Here is a 17,130-nt window from a genome sequence, read left to right on the forward strand (position 1 = left end):
TGTGACCACGTCGAACTACGCCACCGAGCGCGACACCACCGAGGGGAAGGTCTTCACCGTCACCGGTGGCGACTGGGACAGCGTCGTCTCGGGGACCGACCCGATCAACGACGAGCGGATCGTCGTCAACATGGGTCCGCAGCACCCGTCGACGCACGGGGTGCTCCGGCTGATCCTGGAGCTGGAGGGCGAGACGGTCCGCGAGGCCCGCTCGGTCGTCGGCTACCTGCACACCGGCATCGAGAAGAACCTCGAATACCGCAACTGGGTCCAGGGCAGCACCTTCGTGACCCGGATGGACTACCTCGCCCCGATCTTCAACGAGACCGGGTACGCGCTGGCGGTGGAGAAGCTGCTCGGGATCTCCGAGCAGATCACCGAGCGGGCGAACACCATCCGGGTCCTGATGATGGAGCTGAACCGGATCTCCTCGCACCTGGTCTGGGTGGCCACCACGGCCATGGAGCTGGGCGCCATCAACATGATGCTCTACGGCTTCCGCGAGCGTGAGTACATCCTGGAGATCTTCGAGATCATCACCGGCCTGCGGATGAACCACGCGTACGTCCGGCCGGGCGGCGTGGCGCAGGACGTGCCGGACGAGGCGATCGTCAAGATCCGCGAGTTCCTGAAGCTGATGCCGAAGCGGCTCAAGGAGTACGAGAACCTCCTCTCCGGGCAGCCCATCTGGCTCGAGCGGACGAAGAACGTCGCGGTGCTCGACGTGACCGGCTGCCTCGCGCTCGGCGTGACCGGCCCGGTGCTGCGCTCCGCCGGCCTCGCCTGGGACCTGCGCAAGACCATGCCGTACTGCGGCTACGAGACGTACGAGTTCGACGTGCCGACGCACACCGACGGCGACGTGTGGGGCCGCTACCTGGTCCGGCTCGCCGAGATCCGGGAGTCGCTCAAGCTCGTCGAGCAGGCGTTGGACCGGCTCAGGCCGGGCCCGGTGATGGTGGCCGACAAGAAGATCGCCTGGCCGGCGCAGCTCGCCATCGGCGTCGACGGCATGGGCAACTCGCTGGAGCACGTGGCGAAGATCATGGGTCAGTCGATGGAGTCGCTGATCCACCACTTCAAGCTCGTCACCGAGGGCTTCCGGGTGCCGCCGGGCCAGGTCTACGTCGGCATCGAGTCGCCCCGCGGCGAGCTGGGCGTGCACGCCGTCTCCGACGGTGGCACCCGGCCCTACCGGGTGCACTACCGGGAGCCGAGCTTCGTCAACCTCCAGGCCCTCCCGGCGATGGCCGAGGGTGGCCTGATCGCCGACGTGATCGCCGGTGGGGCATCGCTGGACCCCGTGATGGGTGGGTGTGACAGGTGAGCGCGAGGAGTGAGCTTGCGAGCCTCGCAGTCGCGAACGGAAGGCGACGCTGATGAGCGTTTTCACTGACGAGACCCGCGAACGGGCACGGGAGATCATCGCCCGCTACCCGGCCGACCGGTCCCGGTCGGCGCTGCTGCCGCTGCTGCACCTCGTGCAGGCCGAGGAGGGCTACGTCTCCCCGGCCGGCGTGGCGTTCTGCGCCGAGGTGCTGGGCCTGAACAAGGCCCAGGTGGGTGCGGTCGCCACCTTCTACACCATGTACAAGCGCCGGCCGACCGGCGACTACCTGGTGAGCGTCTGCACCAACACGATGTGCAACGTGCTCGGCGGCCAGGAGGTCTACGACACCCTCGCCGAGCACCTCGGCGTCGGGCACGACGAGACCACCGCCGACGGGAAGATCACCCTGGAGCACGCCGAGTGCCTGGCGGCGTGCGACTACGGCCCGGTGATGACCGTCAACTACGACTTCTTCGACGGGGTGGACCCGCAGTCCGCGCGTGGCGTCGTCGACGAGCTGCGCGCCGGTGGCCGGCCGATGCCGACCCGGGGCGCCCGGCTCTGCACCCTCAAGGAGATGGCGGTGCAGCTCGCCGGCTTCGCCGACGAGCGGGACGGCGCGGTCGCCGACGGCGGGCCGGGGGAGCCCACCCTGCGGGGGCTGCGGCTGGCGCAGGAGCACGGCATCTCGGTGCCGGGCTTCGACCCGAACACCCCGATCCGGAGCAAGGCCGAGGCCGACAAGGCCGCCGCCGAGGCGAAGGCCAGGAGCGAGGCCGCGAAGCCGGCTACCGAGCCGGCCAGGACCGCCCCCGCCGCGAGCGGCAACGGCGCCGGGCCCGCCACGGCTACCACCGGCAACGCGGGCGCCGGCGCACCGGCGACCCCGGCACAGGCGGCCGGCAGCACCACCCGGGACGTGAAGGCGCCGGACGACAAGTCGCCCGAGGTGCGGGCCGCCGAGACCCGGCAGCCCGACGCGGCGACCGCCGTGCCGGACGCGCCCGGCACCAAGGTTCCGGTGGACACCACGGCGCCGGCTCCCCGCGACGCGCAGGAGGCGGAGGCCGCCGGCGTGGCGGCCAACGCGCCTGCCGGTGACGGCAAGCCCGCCGGCGACGAGGCCGGGTCGCAGGAGCGCAACCTCAAGGAAGCCGAGGCGGGAACGGGCACCGGTGGCGCCGGTTCCGCCGTCGCGAGCGAGACGGGGGTCCAGAAGTGACCACTCCCCGGCCGGAGACCCTGGCCAAGCTGACGCCGGTACTCACCAAGCGCTGGCTGTCGCCGGACGCCTGGCGGATCGGCACCTACGAGAAGCTCGACGGCTACGCGGCCCTGCGCAAGGCGCTCAAGGCGCACCCGGACGACCTGATCCAGTTGATCAAGGACTCCGGCCTGCGCGGTCGCGGCGGTGCCGGCTTCCCGACCGGCCTCAAGTGGGGGTTCATCCCGCAGGGCGACGGCAAGCCGCACTACCTCGTGGTCAACGCCGACGAGGGGGAGCCGGGCACCTGCAAGGACCTCCCGCTGATGACGCACGACCCGCACGCCCTCGTCGAGGGCGTGATCATCGCGTCGTACGCCATCCGGGCCAACCGCGCCTACATCTACATCCGGGGTGAGGCGGTGCACGCCGCGCGCCGGCTGCGCAACGCCGTGCGGGAGGCGACCGCCAAGGGCTACCTCGGCCGGAACATCCTCGGCTCCGGGTTCGACCTGGAGTTGGTGGTGCACTCGGGCGCCGGGGCGTACATCTGCGGCGAGGAGACCGCGCTGCTGGACTCCCTGGAGGGGTTCCGGGGCCAGCCCCGGCTGCGCCCGCCGTTCCCGGCCACCCACGGCCTGTACGCGAGCCCGACGGTGGTCAACAACGTCGGCACCATCGCCAGCGTGCCGTACATCGTGCTGGGCGGCGCCGACTGGTGGAAGACCATGGGCACGGAGAAGTCGTCCGGCCCGATGATCTACTCGCTCTCCGGCCGGATCGCCAACCCGGGGCAGTTCGAGTGCACGATGGGCGTCACCCTGCGGGAACTGATCGAGCTGGCCGGTGGCATGCAGCCCGGCCACAACCTGCGGTTCTGGACGCCGGGTGGCTCGTCGACGCCGCTGCTCACCGCCGAGCACCTGGACGTGCCGCTGGACTTCGAGGGGGTGGCGGCGGCCGGCTCGATCCTCGGCACCACGGCCACCCAGATCTTCTCCGACCAGGACTGCCCGGTCTACGCGACCTACCGGTGGCTGGAGTTCTACCACCACGAGTCGTGCGGCAAGTGCACGCCGTGCCGCGAGGGCAACTACTGGATGGTCCGGGTCTACCGGCGGATCCTCGCCGGTCAGGGCACCCACGAGGACCTGGACACCCTGCTGGACACCTGCGACAACATCCTCGGCCGCTCGTTCTGCGGTCTGGGTGACGGTGCGACCAGCTCGGTGACCTCGTCGCTGAAGTACTTCAAGCAGGACTACCTCGACTACATCGAGGGGCGCACGGCGCCGAAGCTGTCCGACAAGCAGTTGGTGGGAGCCCACTAATGACTGACGTCGTCAAGGCCCCGGAAACCGTCACGCTCACCATCGACGGCGTCGAGGTCACCGCCCCGAAGGGGGCGCTCCTGATCCGGGTCGCCGAGCAGTTGGGCACCGAGATCCCCCGGTTCTGCGACCACCCGCTGCTGGCCCCGGCCGGCGCGTGCCGGCAGTGCCTGGTCGAGGTGGAGGGGCAGCGCAAGCCGGTCGCCTCCTGCACCCAGACCGTCGCCGACGGCATGGTGGTGCGCACCCAGCTCACCTCCCCGGTCGCCAAGAAGGCGCAGGAGGGGGTCATGGAGCTGCTGCTGCTCAACCACCCGCTCGACTGCCCGATGTGCGACAAGGGCGGCGAGTGCCCGCTGCAGAACCAGGCGATGTCCACCGGGCGCGCCGACTCGCGGTTCCACGAGCACAAGCGGGAGTACCCGAAGCCGTTGCCGATCAGCACGCAGGTGCTGCTCGACCGCGAGCGCTGCGTGCTCTGCCAGCGCTGCACCCGGTTCTCCGAGGAGATCGCCGGCGACAAGTTCATCGACCTGATGGGCCGGTCGTCCGCCGAGGAGATCAACATCTACCGGGACGAGGACTACGGCGCCGGCCCGGACGCGGGTTGCCCCGGCCACGCCGACACCGCGGCCGACTCCGGCGACGTGCCCTTCAACTCGTACTTCTCCGGGAACACGGTGCAGATCTGCCCGGTCGGCGCGCTGACCGGCACCCAGTACCGGTTCCGGGCCCGGCCGTTCGACCTGGTCTCCTCCCCGAGCGTCTGCGAGCACTGCTCGGCCGGGTGCGCCCAGCGCACCGACTGGCGGCGGGGCAAGGTGCTGCGCCGGCTGGCCGGCGACGACCCGGCGGTGAACGAGGAGTGGAACTGCGACAAGGGGCGGTGGGGCTTCCAGTACACCCGCGCCTTCGACCGGCTCACCACCCCGCTGGTCCGCGACCCGCAGACCGGCGAGCTGCGTGAGGCGGCGTGGAGCGAGGCGCTGGCCGTCGCCGCCGAGGGGCTGCGCGCGGCGCGGGACGGCGGACGGGGCACGGCGGTCCTCACCGGCGGCCGGCTGACCGTCGAGGACGCCTACGCGTACGCGAAGTTCGCCCGGGTCGCGCTGAACACCAACGACGTCGACTTCCGGGCCCGGCCGGTCTCCCGCGAGGAGACGGACTTCCTGGCCAGCTCGGTCGCCGGGGTCACCGACGTCACGTACGCCGACGTGGAGAAGGCGCCGGCCGTGGTGCTGGTCGGGCTGGAGCCGGAGGAGGAGTGCCCGATCCTCTTCCTGCGGCTGCGCAAGGCGTACCTGAAGAAGAAGCTCACGGTGTACGCGATCGCGCCGTTCGCCACCCGTGGCCTGGAGAAGCTCGGCGCCAAGCTGGCCCGGGTGGTGCCGGGCGAGGAGGCGACCGTGCTCGCCGAGCACGCGACGGTCGCCGAGGCGCTCAGCGCCGAGGGCGCGATCCTGATCGTCGGCGAGCGGCTGGCCAGCGTGCCGGGCGGCCTCTCCGCGGCGGCCGACGTGGCCCGGCGTACCGGCGCGAAGCTGGTCTGGGTGCCGCGGCGCGCGGGTGACCGCGGCGCGGTCGACGCGGGCTGCCTGCCCAACCTGCTGCCCGGTGGCCGCCTGGTCAACGAGCCGGCCGCCCGGGCGGAGCTGGGCGAGGCGTGGGACATCCCCGCCGGGGTCATCCCGAGCCAGGCCGGCCGGGACACCGACGCGATCCTCGCCGCCGCCGCCGGCGGTCAGCTCGGCGCGCTGGTGGTGGCCGGGGTCGACCCGGCCGACCTGGCCGACCCGCGGCTGGCCGAGACGGCCCTGGACGAGGTGCCGTTCCTGGTCAGCCTGGAGCTGCGGATGAGCGCGGTGGCCCGCCGGGCCGACGTGGTCTTCCCCGTGGCTCCGGTGGCCGAGAAGGCCGGCAGCTTCCTGGACTGGGAGGGCCGGCTGCGCCCCTTCGAGGCGGTGCTGCACACCGCCGCGATGACCGACGGCCGCGTGCTGGACGCGCTCGCCGCGCAGCTCGACGTGCAGCTCGGCACCGGCGACGTGCTCAGCGTCCGCCGCGAGCTGGGCGCGCTGCCGCGGACCCGGACCGACCGTCCCGCCGCCCCGTCGGTGGAGCCGGCCGCGGTGCGCGAGCCGGGCGCCGGTGAGGCGGTGCTCGCCACCTGGCACCAGCTGATCGACCTGGGCAGCCTCACGGACGGCGACGAGCACCTCGCCGGCACCGCCCGCCCGCCGGTGGTCCGCCTGGGCAAGGGCACCGCGGAGGCGCTCGGCGTCGCCGACGGCGACCCGGTGACGGTGGGCACCGACCGGGGGGCGCTGACCCTGCCGGCGGCGATCACGGAGATGCCGGACGGCGTCGTCTGGCTGCCGACCAACTCGCCCGGCGCGACCGTGCGACGCAGCCTCGGCGCGACGTCCGGAGCGGTCGTGCGGATCTCCGCCGCCGCGGTCGCCGCCGACGCGGCCGACCGCCCGGGCCCGCTCCTCAACGCAGGGGGTGTACACCAGTGAACGCGGTCTACCTGGCCCAGGACCCGACGCTGGCCGACTTCGGCCGGGACCCGTGGTGGCTGGTCCTCATCAAGGTCGTCTTTGCCTTCGTCTTCGGCCTGCTCGCCACGCTGCTCGGCGTCTGGTTCGAGCGGCGGGTCGTGGGCCGCATGGCGGTGCGGCCCGGCCCCAACCAGGCCGGCCCGTTCGGCCTGCTGCAGACCCTCGCCGACGGTCTCAAGATGGCCTTCAAGGAGGACATCCTGCCGAGGGCGGCCGACAAGGTCGTCTTCTTCTTCGCCCCGACCATCTCGGTGATCTGCGCGGTCACCGCGCTGGCGGTGGTGCCGTTCGGCCCGATGGTGAGCATCTTCGGCCACTGGACGCCGTTGCAGGTCACCGACGTGCCGGTGGCGGTGCTGGTGCTGCTGGCCTGCTCGTCGCTGGGCGTCTACGGCAGCGTGCTGGGCGGATGGGCCTCCGGCTCGACCTACCCGCTGCTCGGCGGCCTGCGCTCGAGCGCCCAGATGATCTCGTACGAGGTCACCATGGGCCTGAGCATCGTGGCGGTCTTCATGACCGCCGGCACGATGTCGACCAGTGGGATCGTCGCCGCCCAGGGGGACGGCACCCGGCTGAACATCGCCGGCCTCGAGATCCCGGCCCCGGGCTGGTACGCGATCCTGCTGCTGCCGAGCTTCGTCATCTTCTTCATCTCCACCGTCGGCGAGACCAACCGGGCGCCGTTCGACCTACCCGAGGCGGAGTCCGAGCTGGTCGCGGGCTACATGACCGAGTACAGCTCGCTGAAGTTCGCGCTCTACATGCTCAGCGAGTACGTCGCGATGGTCACCATGTCCGCGGTCACCACGACGCTCTTCCTCGGTGGATGGCGGGCCCCGGCACCGATCACCACCATCTGGGCCGGCGCCAACTCCGGCTGGTGGCCGATGCTGTGGTTCTTCGCCAAGGTCGTCATGCTCGTCTTCGTCTTCGTCTGGCTGCGGGGCACGCTGCCCCGGCTGCGCTACGACCAGTTCATGCGCCTCGGCTGGAAGGTCCTGCTCCCGATCAACCTGGTCTGGATCCTGGTCCTGGCCGGCCTGCGTTCGATCGAGGACTGGGACTCGCGCAGCAAGCTGATCGCCGTCGGCATCCCCGCCGGCATCCTGCTGCTCGCCACGCTGCTCTGGCCGAGCCGCAAGCCGCAGCCGAAGCCGACGGTCCAGGAGCAGGTCAACGACCGGCCGTACGGCAGCTTCCCGCTGCCCCCGATGGACCTGCAGGTACCACCGAGCCCGCGCACGAGGCGCGTGGTCGCCGAGCGGGAGCCGGCCAACATCGCCGCCGGCCCGGACTCCAGGGAGGTGTGACGTGGGCGCGATCACCGGAACGTTCAAGGGATTCGGTGTCACCTTCTCGCACATGTTCAAGAAGGTCGTCACCACCGACTACCCGTTCAAGCCGCCGGTGTCGGCGCCGCGCTACCACGGGCGGCACATCCTCAACCGGCACCCGGACGGGCTGGAGAAGTGCATCGGCTGCGAGCTGTGCGCCTGGGCCTGCCCGGCGGACGCGATCTACGTCGAGGGCGGCGACAACACCGACGAGCAGCGCTTCTCGCCGGGTGAGCGGTACGCCAGCATCTACCAGATCAACTACGCCCGCTGTATCTTCTGCGGGCTCTGCATCGAGGCCTGCCCGACCCGCTCGCTCACCATGAGCAACGAGTACGAGCTGGCCCGGGACAGCCGGCAGGATCTGATCTTCACGAAGGAGCAGCTGCTCGCGCCGCTGCTGCCGGGCATGGAGCAGCCGCCGCACCCGATGCGGCTCGGCGACAGCGAGAAGGACTACTACGTCGGCGCGCTGACCAACCCGGGCACCTCTGCCGGCGCGGAGCACTCGGCCGACAACCCGGGCCGGTACCAGGTGGAGGAGCACCCCGGTGTGACCTTCCCCGGCGCCGAGCAGCACGCCCAGCGGGCAGCGGCCGCCAAGGGGGACGGAGCATGACCACGCAGACGGTGCTCGCCGCGGCGGGCGGGGTCTCCGGTGGGGAGCAGGTGACGTTCTACATCCTGGCCCCGCTGGCGCTGATCGGCGCGATCGGGATGGTCGCGGCGCGCAACGCCGTGCACTCGGCCCTCTGGCTGGTGCTGACGATGCTCTGCCTGGGCGTGTTCTACGTGCTCCAGGCCGGGCCGTTCATCGGCATGGTGCAGATCATCGTCTACACCGGCGCGATCATGATGTTGTTCCTCTTCGTGCTGATGCTGGTCGGCCGCGACTCCTCGGACTCGCTGATCGAGACGCTGCGGGGCCAGCGGGTCGCGGCGGTCGTGCTCGGGCTCGGCTTCGCCGGCCTGGTCGGCGGCGGGCTGTGGCGCGCGCTGGAGGGCACCACGGCGGTCGGCCTGGAGCAGGCCAACGCCGAGGGCAACGTGCAGGGCATCGCCCGGCTGCTCTTCACCAAGTACGTCTTCGCCTTCGAGCTCACCTCGGCGCTGCTCATCACGGCCGCCATCGGCGCGATGGTGCTGGCCCACGTCGAGCGGCGCAAGGAGGACAAGATGGACCAGCCGACGACGATGCGGGCGCGCTTCGCCCCGGGCAACTACCCGGGCCCGAAGCCCGGCCCGGGTGTCTTCGCGACCTCCTCCTCCGTGGCCACCCCGGCCCGCCTGCCCGACGGCCGGCTGAGCGAGCGGAGCACCCCGGACATCCTGCCGGTGCGCGAGCTCACCGACCGGGAGACCACGCTGAAGGGGACGGACAAGTGACCCCCGACTACTACCTGGTGCTGGCCGCGGTGCTCTTCACCATCGGCGCCGTCGGTGTGCTCATCCGGCGTAACGCGATCGTGCTGTTCATGTGCGTCGAGTTGATGCTCAACGCGGCCAACCTGACCCTGGTCACCTTCAGCCGGATCAACGGTGACCTCAACGGCCAGATCATGGCGTTCTTCGTGATGGTGGTGGCGGCGGCCGAGGTCGTGGTCGGGCTCGCGATCATCATGGCGATCTTCCGGACCCGGCGCTCCGCGAGCGTCGACGACGCCAACCTGCTGAAGTACTGAGGGGTCCTGCGGTGGGAACGATTCTGACGAACGCCCCGGCTGAGCCGGTGGGCACCGTCGCCTACGCGACGGCGGACGGGCTGCTGGGCAGCGTCTGGCTGCTGGTGGCGATTCCGCTGGTCAGCGCAGCGGTCCTGCTGCTGCTCGGCCGGCGGGCGGACCGCTGGGGGCACTGGCTCGGGGTGGCCGCCATCGGCGCCGCGTTCGTGCTGGGCCTGACCTACTTCCTCCAGCTGCGTGGCCTGGAGAACAAGTCGGTCGAACTGAGCCTGTGGGACTTCATCACGGTCGGTGACCTGCGGGTGGACTTCGGTCTGCTCTTCGACCCGCTGGCCGCCGTCTTCGTGCTGCTGATCACCGGGGTGGGCTTCCTGATCCACCTCTACGCGGTCGAGTACATGTCGCACGACGCGGGACGTCGGCGGTTCTTCGCCTACTTCAACCTGTTCGTCGCCGCCATGCTGCTGCTGGTGCTCGGCAACAACTACGTGATGCTCTACTTCGGCTGGGAGGGCGTCGGTCTGGCGTCGTACCTGCTGATCTCCTTCTGGTACGAGCGGCCCAGCGCCGCCACCGCCGGCAAGAAGGCGTTCCTGATGAACCGGGTCGGCGACGCCGGCCTGGCGATCGGCATCTTCATCATGTTCGCCACCCTCGGCACCACCCAGTACGACGAGGTCTTCAACGGGGTCGGTTCGCTGACCGCGACCACGGTGCTGGTGCTCGGCCTGCTGCTGCTGCTCGGCGCGACCGGCAAGTCCGGCCAGTTCCCGCTCCAGGCGTGGCTGCCGGACGCGATGGAGGGCCCGACCCCCGTGTCGGCGCTCATCCACGCCGCCACCATGGTCACCGCCGGCGTCTACCTGATCGCCCGCTCGAACCCGATCTTCTCGGCCAACTCCACCCTCCAGTTGGTGGTGGTGAGCGTCGGCGCGCTGACGCTGCTGATCGGCTGCATCATCGGCGCGGCCAAGGACGACATCAAGCGGGTGCTGGCCTGGTCGACGGTGAGCCAGATCGGCTACATGTTCCTCGGCGTCGGCCTCGGCGGCGCGGCGTACGCGCTGGCGATCGTCCACCTGCTGGCGCACGGCTTCTTCAAGGCCAACATGTTCCTCGGCGCCGGCTCGGTCATGCACGGCATGAAGGACCAGGTCGACATCCGCCGCTTCGGCGGGCTGTCGAAGCACATGAAGATCACCTGGATCACCTTCATGATGGGCTGGCTCGCCATCATCGGCATGTTCCCGTTCTCCGGCTTCTTCTCCAAGGAGCCGATCATCGTGGCCGCGTTCGAGCGGGACGACTGGACGGCCTGGCTCTTCGGCATGGCCGCGCTGCTCGGCGCAGGGCTCACCGCGTTCTACATGACCCGGCTCTTCGTGCTCACCTTCCACGGGCCGAAGCGCTGGACGGAGGACATCGAGCACCCGCACGAGTCGCCGAAGCTGATGACCATCCCGCTGGTCCTGCTCGGCGCGGGTTCGGTCGGGGCCGGTTTCCTGCTCGCCACCTCGGTGCCGGACTGGCTGGAGGCGACCGCCGGGCTGGGCGCCCAGGAGGAGGGGCACCACGCCGTGCTCTCGCACACGGTGATCACCGTGCTCTCGCTGCTGGTCACCGTCCTCGGCGCGGGTCTGGCCTGGTTCCTGTTCCGCAACGGCACGGCCACCGCGCCGCAGCCGGCCGGGGTGCTGGTCACCGCCGCCCGGAAGAACCTCTACACGGACGCGGTCAACGAGGCGGTCTTCGAGAAGCCGGGCATCTTCCTCACCCGGGCACTGGTCTACCTGGACAACCGGGGCGTCGACGGGCTGGTCAACGGCCTCGCGGCGGGGATCGGTGGCGGCTCGGGCCGGCTCCGGCGGCTCCAGACGGGCTTCGTCCGGTCGTACGCCACCTCGATCCTGACCGGCGCGCTGCTGGTCCTGGCGGCGTTCCTGGCCGTCGAGGCGGGGTGGCTGGCGTGATCGACCTCTTCCAGGCGGCCGTCACCGGCGGACCGCGCAGTGACGACGGAGGTAAGGCCGCATAATGTCCGACTTCCCGTTCCTCTCGGTGCTCACCGTGGCACCGCTGGTCGGCGCCCTGGTGGTGGCCTTCCTGCCGCGCAGCCGGCCGGAGCTGGCCAAGCAGGTGGCGCTCGGCTGGTCGCTGCTGGTGCTGGCGCTGTCGGTGGTCATGTGGGTGACCTTCAAGGTCGGCGGTGACCGCTTCCAGTTCCGCGAGTCCTACGCGTGGATCCCGAACTGGGGCGTCAACTTCACCTTCGCCGCCGACGGCATCGCGCTGGTGATGCTGATGCTGATCGCGGTGCTCGTGCCGCTGGTGATCCTGGCGTCCTGGCACGACGCCGAGTCGTCCAAGCGGTCGGTGCCGGTCTACTTCGCCCTGCTGCTCGTCCTCGAGTGCACGATGATCGGCGTCTTCGCCGCCGCCGACGTCTTCCTGTTCTACGTGTTCTTCGAGGTCATGCTGGTGCCGATGTACTTCCTCATCGGCAGCTACGGCGGTCACCAGCGGCAGTACGCGGCCGTGAAGTTCTTCCTCTACTCGCTGGTCGGCGGTCTGTTCATGCTCGCCGCGGTGATCGGCCTCTGGGTCGTCGGCGGGAAGACCTTCGACTGGCAGGCGCTGTCCCAGGTGGACATCTCCACCGGCACGGAGCGCTGGCTGTTCCTCGGCTTCTTCCTCGCCTTCGCGATCAAGGCGCCGTTCTTCCCGTTCCACACCTGGCTGCCGGACGCCGGTGGCGCGGCCCCGGCGGGCGCGGCGGCGCTGCTCGTCGGTGTGCTCGACAAGGTCGGCACCTTCGGCATCCTGCGCTACTGCCTGCCGCTCTTCCCGGACGCGGCCAAGTGGTTCGCCCCGTGGGCGCTGGCGCTGGGCGTGATCGGCATCATCTACGCCGCGCTGCTGGCGGTCGGTCAGAACGACCTGAAGCGGCTGGTGTCGTACACCTCGATCGCGCACTTCGGCTTCATCGGGGTGGGCATCTTCGCCTTCACCACGCAGGCCGGCACCGGCGCGGTGCTCTACATGGTCAACCACGGGCTCGCCACCGGCCTGCTCTTCCTGGTGGTGGGCATGCTCATCGCCCGGCGTGGCTCGGCGCTGATCAGTGACTTCGGCGGCGCCGGCAAGCTGGTGCCGCTCCTGGCCGGGGTGCTCTTCTTCGCCGGTCTGGCCTCGCTGGCGCTGCCCGGCACCGCGCCGTTCGTCTCCGAGTTCCTGGTGCTGATCGGCACGTTCACGGTGAACAAGCCGGTCGCGGTGATCGCGACGCTCGGCATCATCCTGGCCGCCGCGTACGTGCTGTGGATGGTGCAGCGCACCACCCAGGGCACGCTCAACCCGGCGCTGACCCAGATCGACGGCATGAAGCGCGACCTGAACCTTCGCGAGAAGTTCGTGGTCGCCCCGCTGATCGCGCTGATCGTGCTGCTCGGCTTCTACCCGAAGCCGGTCACCGACGTGATCAACCCGGCCGTGCAGGCGACCATGCAGGACGTCGGCCGGACCGACCCCGCCCCGACCTCGGGCGGCACCGTCCAGGAGGCGGCAAAGTGAGCGCGGGGAGCGAGCTTGCGAGCCCCGCAGTCGCGAACGAAAGGTTTGCGCAGTGACTGAGCTGAAACTGCCGTCGATCGACTACGCGGCGCTCGCTCCGACCCTGATCATGCTGGCTGCCGCGCTGCTGGGCGTGCTGGTCGAGGCGTTCGTGCCCCGCCGGCTCCGGCACGTGGTCCAGCTGTCGATGGCCCTGCTGGCGGTGCTCGCCGCGCTGACCATGGTGGTGTTGGCGGCCGACGAGCGGAAGATCACGATCGGCGGGGCGATCGCGGTGGACGGGCCGACGCTCTTCCTCCAGGGCGCGATCCTGGTCCTCGCCGCGATGGCGCTGCTGCTCATCGGCGAGCGCTCGGTGGAGCGGGGCGGGGCGTTCGTCGCCCAGGCCGCGGTCACCGCCGAGTCGGCCGACGACCGCCGGCAGGCCGAGGGCAAGAACGGCCTCACCGAGGTCTACCCGCTGACCACGTTCGCGATCGGCGGCATGCTGATCTTCGTGGCGGCGAACGACCTGCTGACCATGTTCATCGCGCTCGAGGTCTTCTCGCTGCCGCTGTACCTGCTCTGCGCGCTGGCCCGTCGCCGGCGTCTGCTGAGCCAGGAGGCCGCGCTGAAGTACTTCATGCTCGGCGCGTACGCCTCGGCCTTCTTCCTGTTCGGCGTGGCCCTGATCTACGGCTTCACGTCGGGCGTCCCGGGTCGGCCGGCGGGTGTCGACTTCGCCACCATCGACGCCGCCGTGGCGAACTCCCCGGCCAGCCCGGTGCTGCTCTTCGCCGGCATGGCGCTGCTCGCCATCGGCCTGCTCTTCAAGGCGGCGGCGGCCCCCTTCCACGTCTGGACCCCGGACGTCTACCAGGGCGCGCCGACCCCGGTCACCGGCCTCATGGCCGCCTGCACGAAGGTCGCCGCGTTCGGCGCCCTGCTGCGGGTGTTCCACGTCGCCTTCGACGGGGCCCGGTGGGACTTCACCCCGGTCCTCGGCGTGGTGGCGGTGCTGACCATGCTGGTCGGCGCGGTGCTGGCGGTCACCCAGACCGACATCAAGCGGCTGCTGGCGTACTCGTCCATCGCCAACGCCGGTTACCTGCTGGTCGGCGTGCTGGCGCCGGGGGCCGACGGGATCTCCGGGACGATGTTCTACCTGGTCGCGTACGGCTTCTCGGTGCTCGCCGCGTTCGCCGTGGTGACCCTGGTGCGCGACGCCGACGGGGAGGCCACCCACCTGTCCCGCTGGGCCGGGCTGGGGCGGCGCTCGCCGTTCTACGCCGGGATCTTCACCTTCATCCTGCTGGCCTTCGCCGGAATCCCGCTGACCAGCGGCTTCACGAGCAAGTTCGCGGTCTTCGGCCCGGCGCTAGACGGCGGGCAGGCGTGGCTGGTGATCGCCGGCGTGCTGACCAGCATGGTGCTGGCCTTCCCGTACCTGCGGGTCGTGGTGATGATGTGGCTCTCCGAGCCCGGCGAGTCGACGCCGACCGTCGCCGTGCCCGGCGGGCTGACCTCGGCCGCGCTGATGATCGGCGTGCTCGCCACGCTGGTGCTCGGTGTCGCGCCCGCGCCGCTGCTCGACCTGGCCACCGGCGCCGCCGAATTTGTCAGATGACCGACGCTCACGCCCGCGGGGGCCGGTACGCCACGGCGTGCCGGCCCCCGCGCCGTATCCCCCGTCCCGGGCAGGTCGGAGGGGTGTGGCATGGTTGATGGCGTGGTGAATCCGGCTGGCGAGCGTTCAGGTGCCTCCGGGTCCGGCGGCCGTCGGACCAGGGTGAGCACGAGTCAGTTCGGCGCGCTCGGCCTCTATCTCGCCGATCCCCGCGTCGAGGCGTCCGTGCTGGGCCTGCTGGAGGGCGTCGAGTCCGAGTTGCGGGCGAGCGTGGCCAGCGCCGACCCGTTCGTCACCGAGGCCGCCCGGCACCTCGTGGAAGCCGGCGGCAAGCGGTTCCGGCCGCTGCTGGTGGCGCTGGGCGCGCAGTTCGGCGACCCGGCCAGGGCGCAGGTCGTACCGGCCGCCGTGGTGATGGAGCTCACCCACCTGGCGACGCTCTACCACGACGACGTGATGGACGAGGCCGCCGTGCGCCGGGGGGCGCCGAGCGCCAACTCCCGGTGGACCAACTCGGTCGCCATCCTCGTCGGCGACTACCTCTTCGCCCGCGCCGCCGACATCGCCGCCGACCTGGGCATCGAGGCCGTACGCCTCCAGGCGCGCACCTTCGCCCGGCTGGTGCACGGCCAGATCGCCGAGACCGTCGGCCCCCGCCCCGGCGACGACCCGGTGGCCCACTACCTCGACGTGATCGCGGGCAAGACCGGCTCGCTGATCGCCACGTCGGCCCGCTTCGGCGGCATGTTCGGCGGTGCCGCCCCGGAGCACATCGAGGCGCTCGCCGGCTACGGCGAGACCATCGGCGTGGCCTTCCAGCTCTCCGACGACCTGCTCGACATCGCCTCGGAGTCGGTGGAGTCGGGCAAGACGCCCGGCACCGACCTGCGCGAGGGCGTACCGACCCTGCCGGTGCTCTACGCGCTCGGCTCGGACGACGCCGACGCCGCCTCGGTGCGGCTGCGGGAGATCCTGGCGACCGGCCCGCTGACCGACGACGACCTGCACGCCGAGGCGCTCGGCCTGCTGCGCGAGAGCCCGGCGCTCAAGCGGGCCCGGGAGACGGTCCGCAGCTACGCCGAGGACGCCCGGGAGCAGCTCTCGCCGCTTCCGCAGGGCCCGGCCCGCCGCGCCCTCGAATCCCTCTGCGACTACATCGCCGACCGCACCAGCTGACGCCCCGCCCGTTCGACGGGCGGCCACCGTGCTGGTGGAGCCGGAACCCCGCACGACGACGCGGCGGCCGGCGCCGACAGGGTCGGGCCGGCGGGCCCAGGAGGCGAGCAGGCGGCTCAGGGGCGGGCGAGCAGCCGGCTGCCGGCGAGCATCAGGGCGGCGGCCAGCAGCATCGACCCGGCGGCCACGAGCCACATCGCCGGGTAGCCGGCGTGCGCGGCCACGGCACCCAGGCCGAGCGGGCCGAGGCAGCCGCCCGCGTACACCCCGGTCTGGGTGACCGAGGTGGCGGCGGCCGGGGCCTGCGGGTGCAGCCGGACCACCGCGAAGGTCATCAGGCCCGGCCACGCCCAGCCCAGGCCGAAGCCGAGCAGCACGCCGGCCACCAGCGGCACCGGCCCGGCCGCCGCGAGCAGGCCGAGCCCGGCCGCGCCGACCACGAGCATGCCGGCGATGAGGGCGACGTGCCCGGTGGCGCGGCGGTCCGCGAGCCAGCCGACGACGACCCGGGCCGCCACGCAGACCGCGCTGCCCAGGGTCAGGGTCAGCCCGGCCAGCCCCGGTGACAGCCCCCGGCCGGCGGAGGAGTCGACGACGAAGGTGCCGAGCGCGTTCGCGGCGGCCGCGGCGAAGGTCCCGGCTGCTCCGACCACCACCAGGGCCGCGGTGGCGCGGCCGCCGCGGGTGGGGGCGGCCGTCCGGGCGGGGCGCGGCTCCCGCGCGGGTACGGCCGGCAGCGCCGCCAGGGCCGCGGCGGCGGCCGCCACGAACGCCCAGCGCCAGCCGGCCGTCAGCGCCACGGTCGGCACCGCCGCCCCGGCCAGCAGGGTGGCGACGGGGATGGCGGCCTGCTTCACGCCGAACGACAGCCCTTGTCTGCGGGCCGGCACGTGCCGGGCGAGCGTGGCGTTGCTGGCGAGCTGACCGAGGGCGTTGGCGGTGCCGGCGAGCGCGAGCAGCCCGAGCAGGACCGGGTACGAACGGGCCAGCCCCGCCACGGCCAGCAGGCAGGCGGCGGAGAGCAGGATGCCGGCGCGCGCCACCACCGTCGACCCGTGCCGCTCGGCGAGGGCGCCGGAGGGCACCGAGGCCAGCGCGCCCACCCCGAAGTAGACCGACACGGCCAGGCCCAGCCCGGCCGGGGAGAAGTCCAGGTCCTCGCCCATCTGCACGGCGAGCCCGCCGAGCAGGAAGACCGGCAGGACGCAGGCGATGGTGACGGCGACGGCCCCGCTCACGGCCCGGACGGGCCGGGGCGGGGTGACGCCCGGGGCGGGCTGCAACGCGAGGTCGGTCATGGTCCGGCAAACCTACGCGAGCGGCGTTTGCGTCACGG

General features: G+C 71.7%; 13 protein-coding genes. 12 read left to right on the forward strand and 1 reads right to left on the reverse strand.

Annotation, left to right across the window (positions count from 1 at the left end):
- Position 1: 1 nt before the first annotated feature.
- The 12 genes from ACFHW0_RS16410 (at position 2) to ACFHW0_RS16465 (ending at position 15,794) form a co-directional block, all read left to right on the forward strand.
- The gene (locus ACFHW0_RS16410; protein ID WP_416608551.1) at positions 2-1,327 is read left to right on the forward strand and encodes an NADH-quinone oxidoreductase subunit D; all 1,326 of its coding nucleotides are present in this window, start codon (positions 2-4) and stop codon (positions 1,325-1,327) included.
- Positions 1,328-1,379: 52 nt separating this feature from the next.
- Positions 1,380-2,552, forward strand: a complete 1,173-nt coding sequence (gene nuoE, locus ACFHW0_RS16415; protein ID WP_416608553.1) for an NADH-quinone oxidoreductase subunit NuoE — start codon at positions 1,380-1,382, stop codon at positions 2,550-2,552.
- Positions 2,549-3,865, forward strand: a complete 1,317-nt coding sequence (gene nuoF / locus ACFHW0_RS16420) for an NADH-quinone oxidoreductase subunit NuoF (RefSeq protein WP_121397083.1) — start codon at positions 2,549-2,551, stop codon at positions 3,863-3,865. Before nuoE ends, nuoF begins: the two co-directional genes overlap by 4 nt.
- Positions 3,865-6,384, forward strand: coding sequence for an NADH-quinone oxidoreductase subunit G (locus tag ACFHW0_RS16425; protein WP_416608555.1), 2,520 nt, complete (start codon positions 3,865-3,867; stop codon positions 6,382-6,384). Before nuoF ends, ACFHW0_RS16425 begins: the two co-directional genes overlap by 1 nt.
- Positions 6,381-7,736 (forward strand): NADH-quinone oxidoreductase subunit NuoH, encoded by a 1,356-nt coding sequence (gene nuoH / locus ACFHW0_RS16430; protein ID WP_416608557.1) that lies wholly within the window; start codon positions 6,381-6,383, stop codon positions 7,734-7,736. The genes ACFHW0_RS16425 and nuoH overlap by 4 nt, the downstream gene beginning before the upstream one ends.
- A 1-nt stretch (position 7,737) precedes the next feature.
- A complete protein-coding gene (gene nuoI, locus ACFHW0_RS16435; RefSeq protein ID WP_416608559.1) occupies positions 7,738-8,379 on the forward strand; it encodes an NADH-quinone oxidoreductase subunit NuoI in 642 nt (213 codons plus the stop codon).
- Entirely contained in the window at positions 8,376-9,146 is a 771-nt protein-coding gene (locus ACFHW0_RS16440; RefSeq protein ID WP_416608561.1) for an NADH-quinone oxidoreductase subunit J, read from the forward strand. The genes nuoI and ACFHW0_RS16440 overlap by 4 nt, the downstream gene beginning before the upstream one ends.
- Positions 9,143-9,442: an NADH-quinone oxidoreductase subunit NuoK gene (gene nuoK, locus ACFHW0_RS16445; protein ID WP_089002424.1), complete on the forward strand. Its 300-nt coding sequence runs from the start codon at positions 9,143-9,145 to the stop codon at positions 9,440-9,442. Before ACFHW0_RS16440 ends, nuoK begins: the two co-directional genes overlap by 4 nt.
- Positions 9,443-9,453: 11 nt before the next feature.
- Positions 9,454-11,412, forward strand: a complete 1,959-nt coding sequence (gene nuoL / locus ACFHW0_RS16450; protein ID WP_416608563.1) for an NADH-quinone oxidoreductase subunit L — start codon at positions 9,454-9,456, stop codon at positions 11,410-11,412.
- A 64-nt stretch (positions 11,413-11,476) separates the two neighbouring features.
- Positions 11,477-13,012: an NADH-quinone oxidoreductase subunit M gene (locus tag ACFHW0_RS16455; RefSeq protein ID WP_416608565.1), complete on the forward strand. Its 1,536-nt coding sequence runs from the start codon at positions 11,477-11,479 to the stop codon at positions 13,010-13,012.
- A gap of 52 nt (positions 13,013-13,064) precedes the next feature.
- On the forward strand, positions 13,065-14,618 hold the full coding sequence (gene nuoN / locus ACFHW0_RS16460) for an NADH-quinone oxidoreductase subunit NuoN (protein ID WP_416608567.1): 1,554 nt from the start codon (positions 13,065-13,067) through the stop codon (positions 14,616-14,618).
- Positions 14,619-14,708: 90 nt separating this feature from the next.
- The gene (locus ACFHW0_RS16465; RefSeq protein WP_416608569.1) at positions 14,709-15,794 is read left to right on the forward strand and encodes a polyprenyl synthetase family protein; all 1,086 of its coding nucleotides are present in this window, start codon (positions 14,709-14,711) and stop codon (positions 15,792-15,794) included.
- Between the two features lie 116 nt (positions 15,795-15,910).
- Here ACFHW0_RS16465 and ACFHW0_RS16470 read toward each other — a convergent pair whose 3' ends face one another.
- Positions 15,911-17,092 carry an MFS transporter gene (locus ACFHW0_RS16470; RefSeq protein WP_416608571.1) on the reverse strand — a complete coding sequence of 394 codons (1,182 nt, stop codon included), beginning with the start codon at positions 17,090-17,092 and terminating at the stop codon, positions 15,911-15,913.
- Positions 17,093-17,130: the final 38 nt, after the last annotated feature.

The sequence above is a fragment of the Micromonospora sp. LOL_025 genome (assembly GCF_048060285.1).
Lineage (GTDB): Bacteria > Actinomycetota > Actinomycetes > Mycobacteriales > Micromonosporaceae > Micromonospora.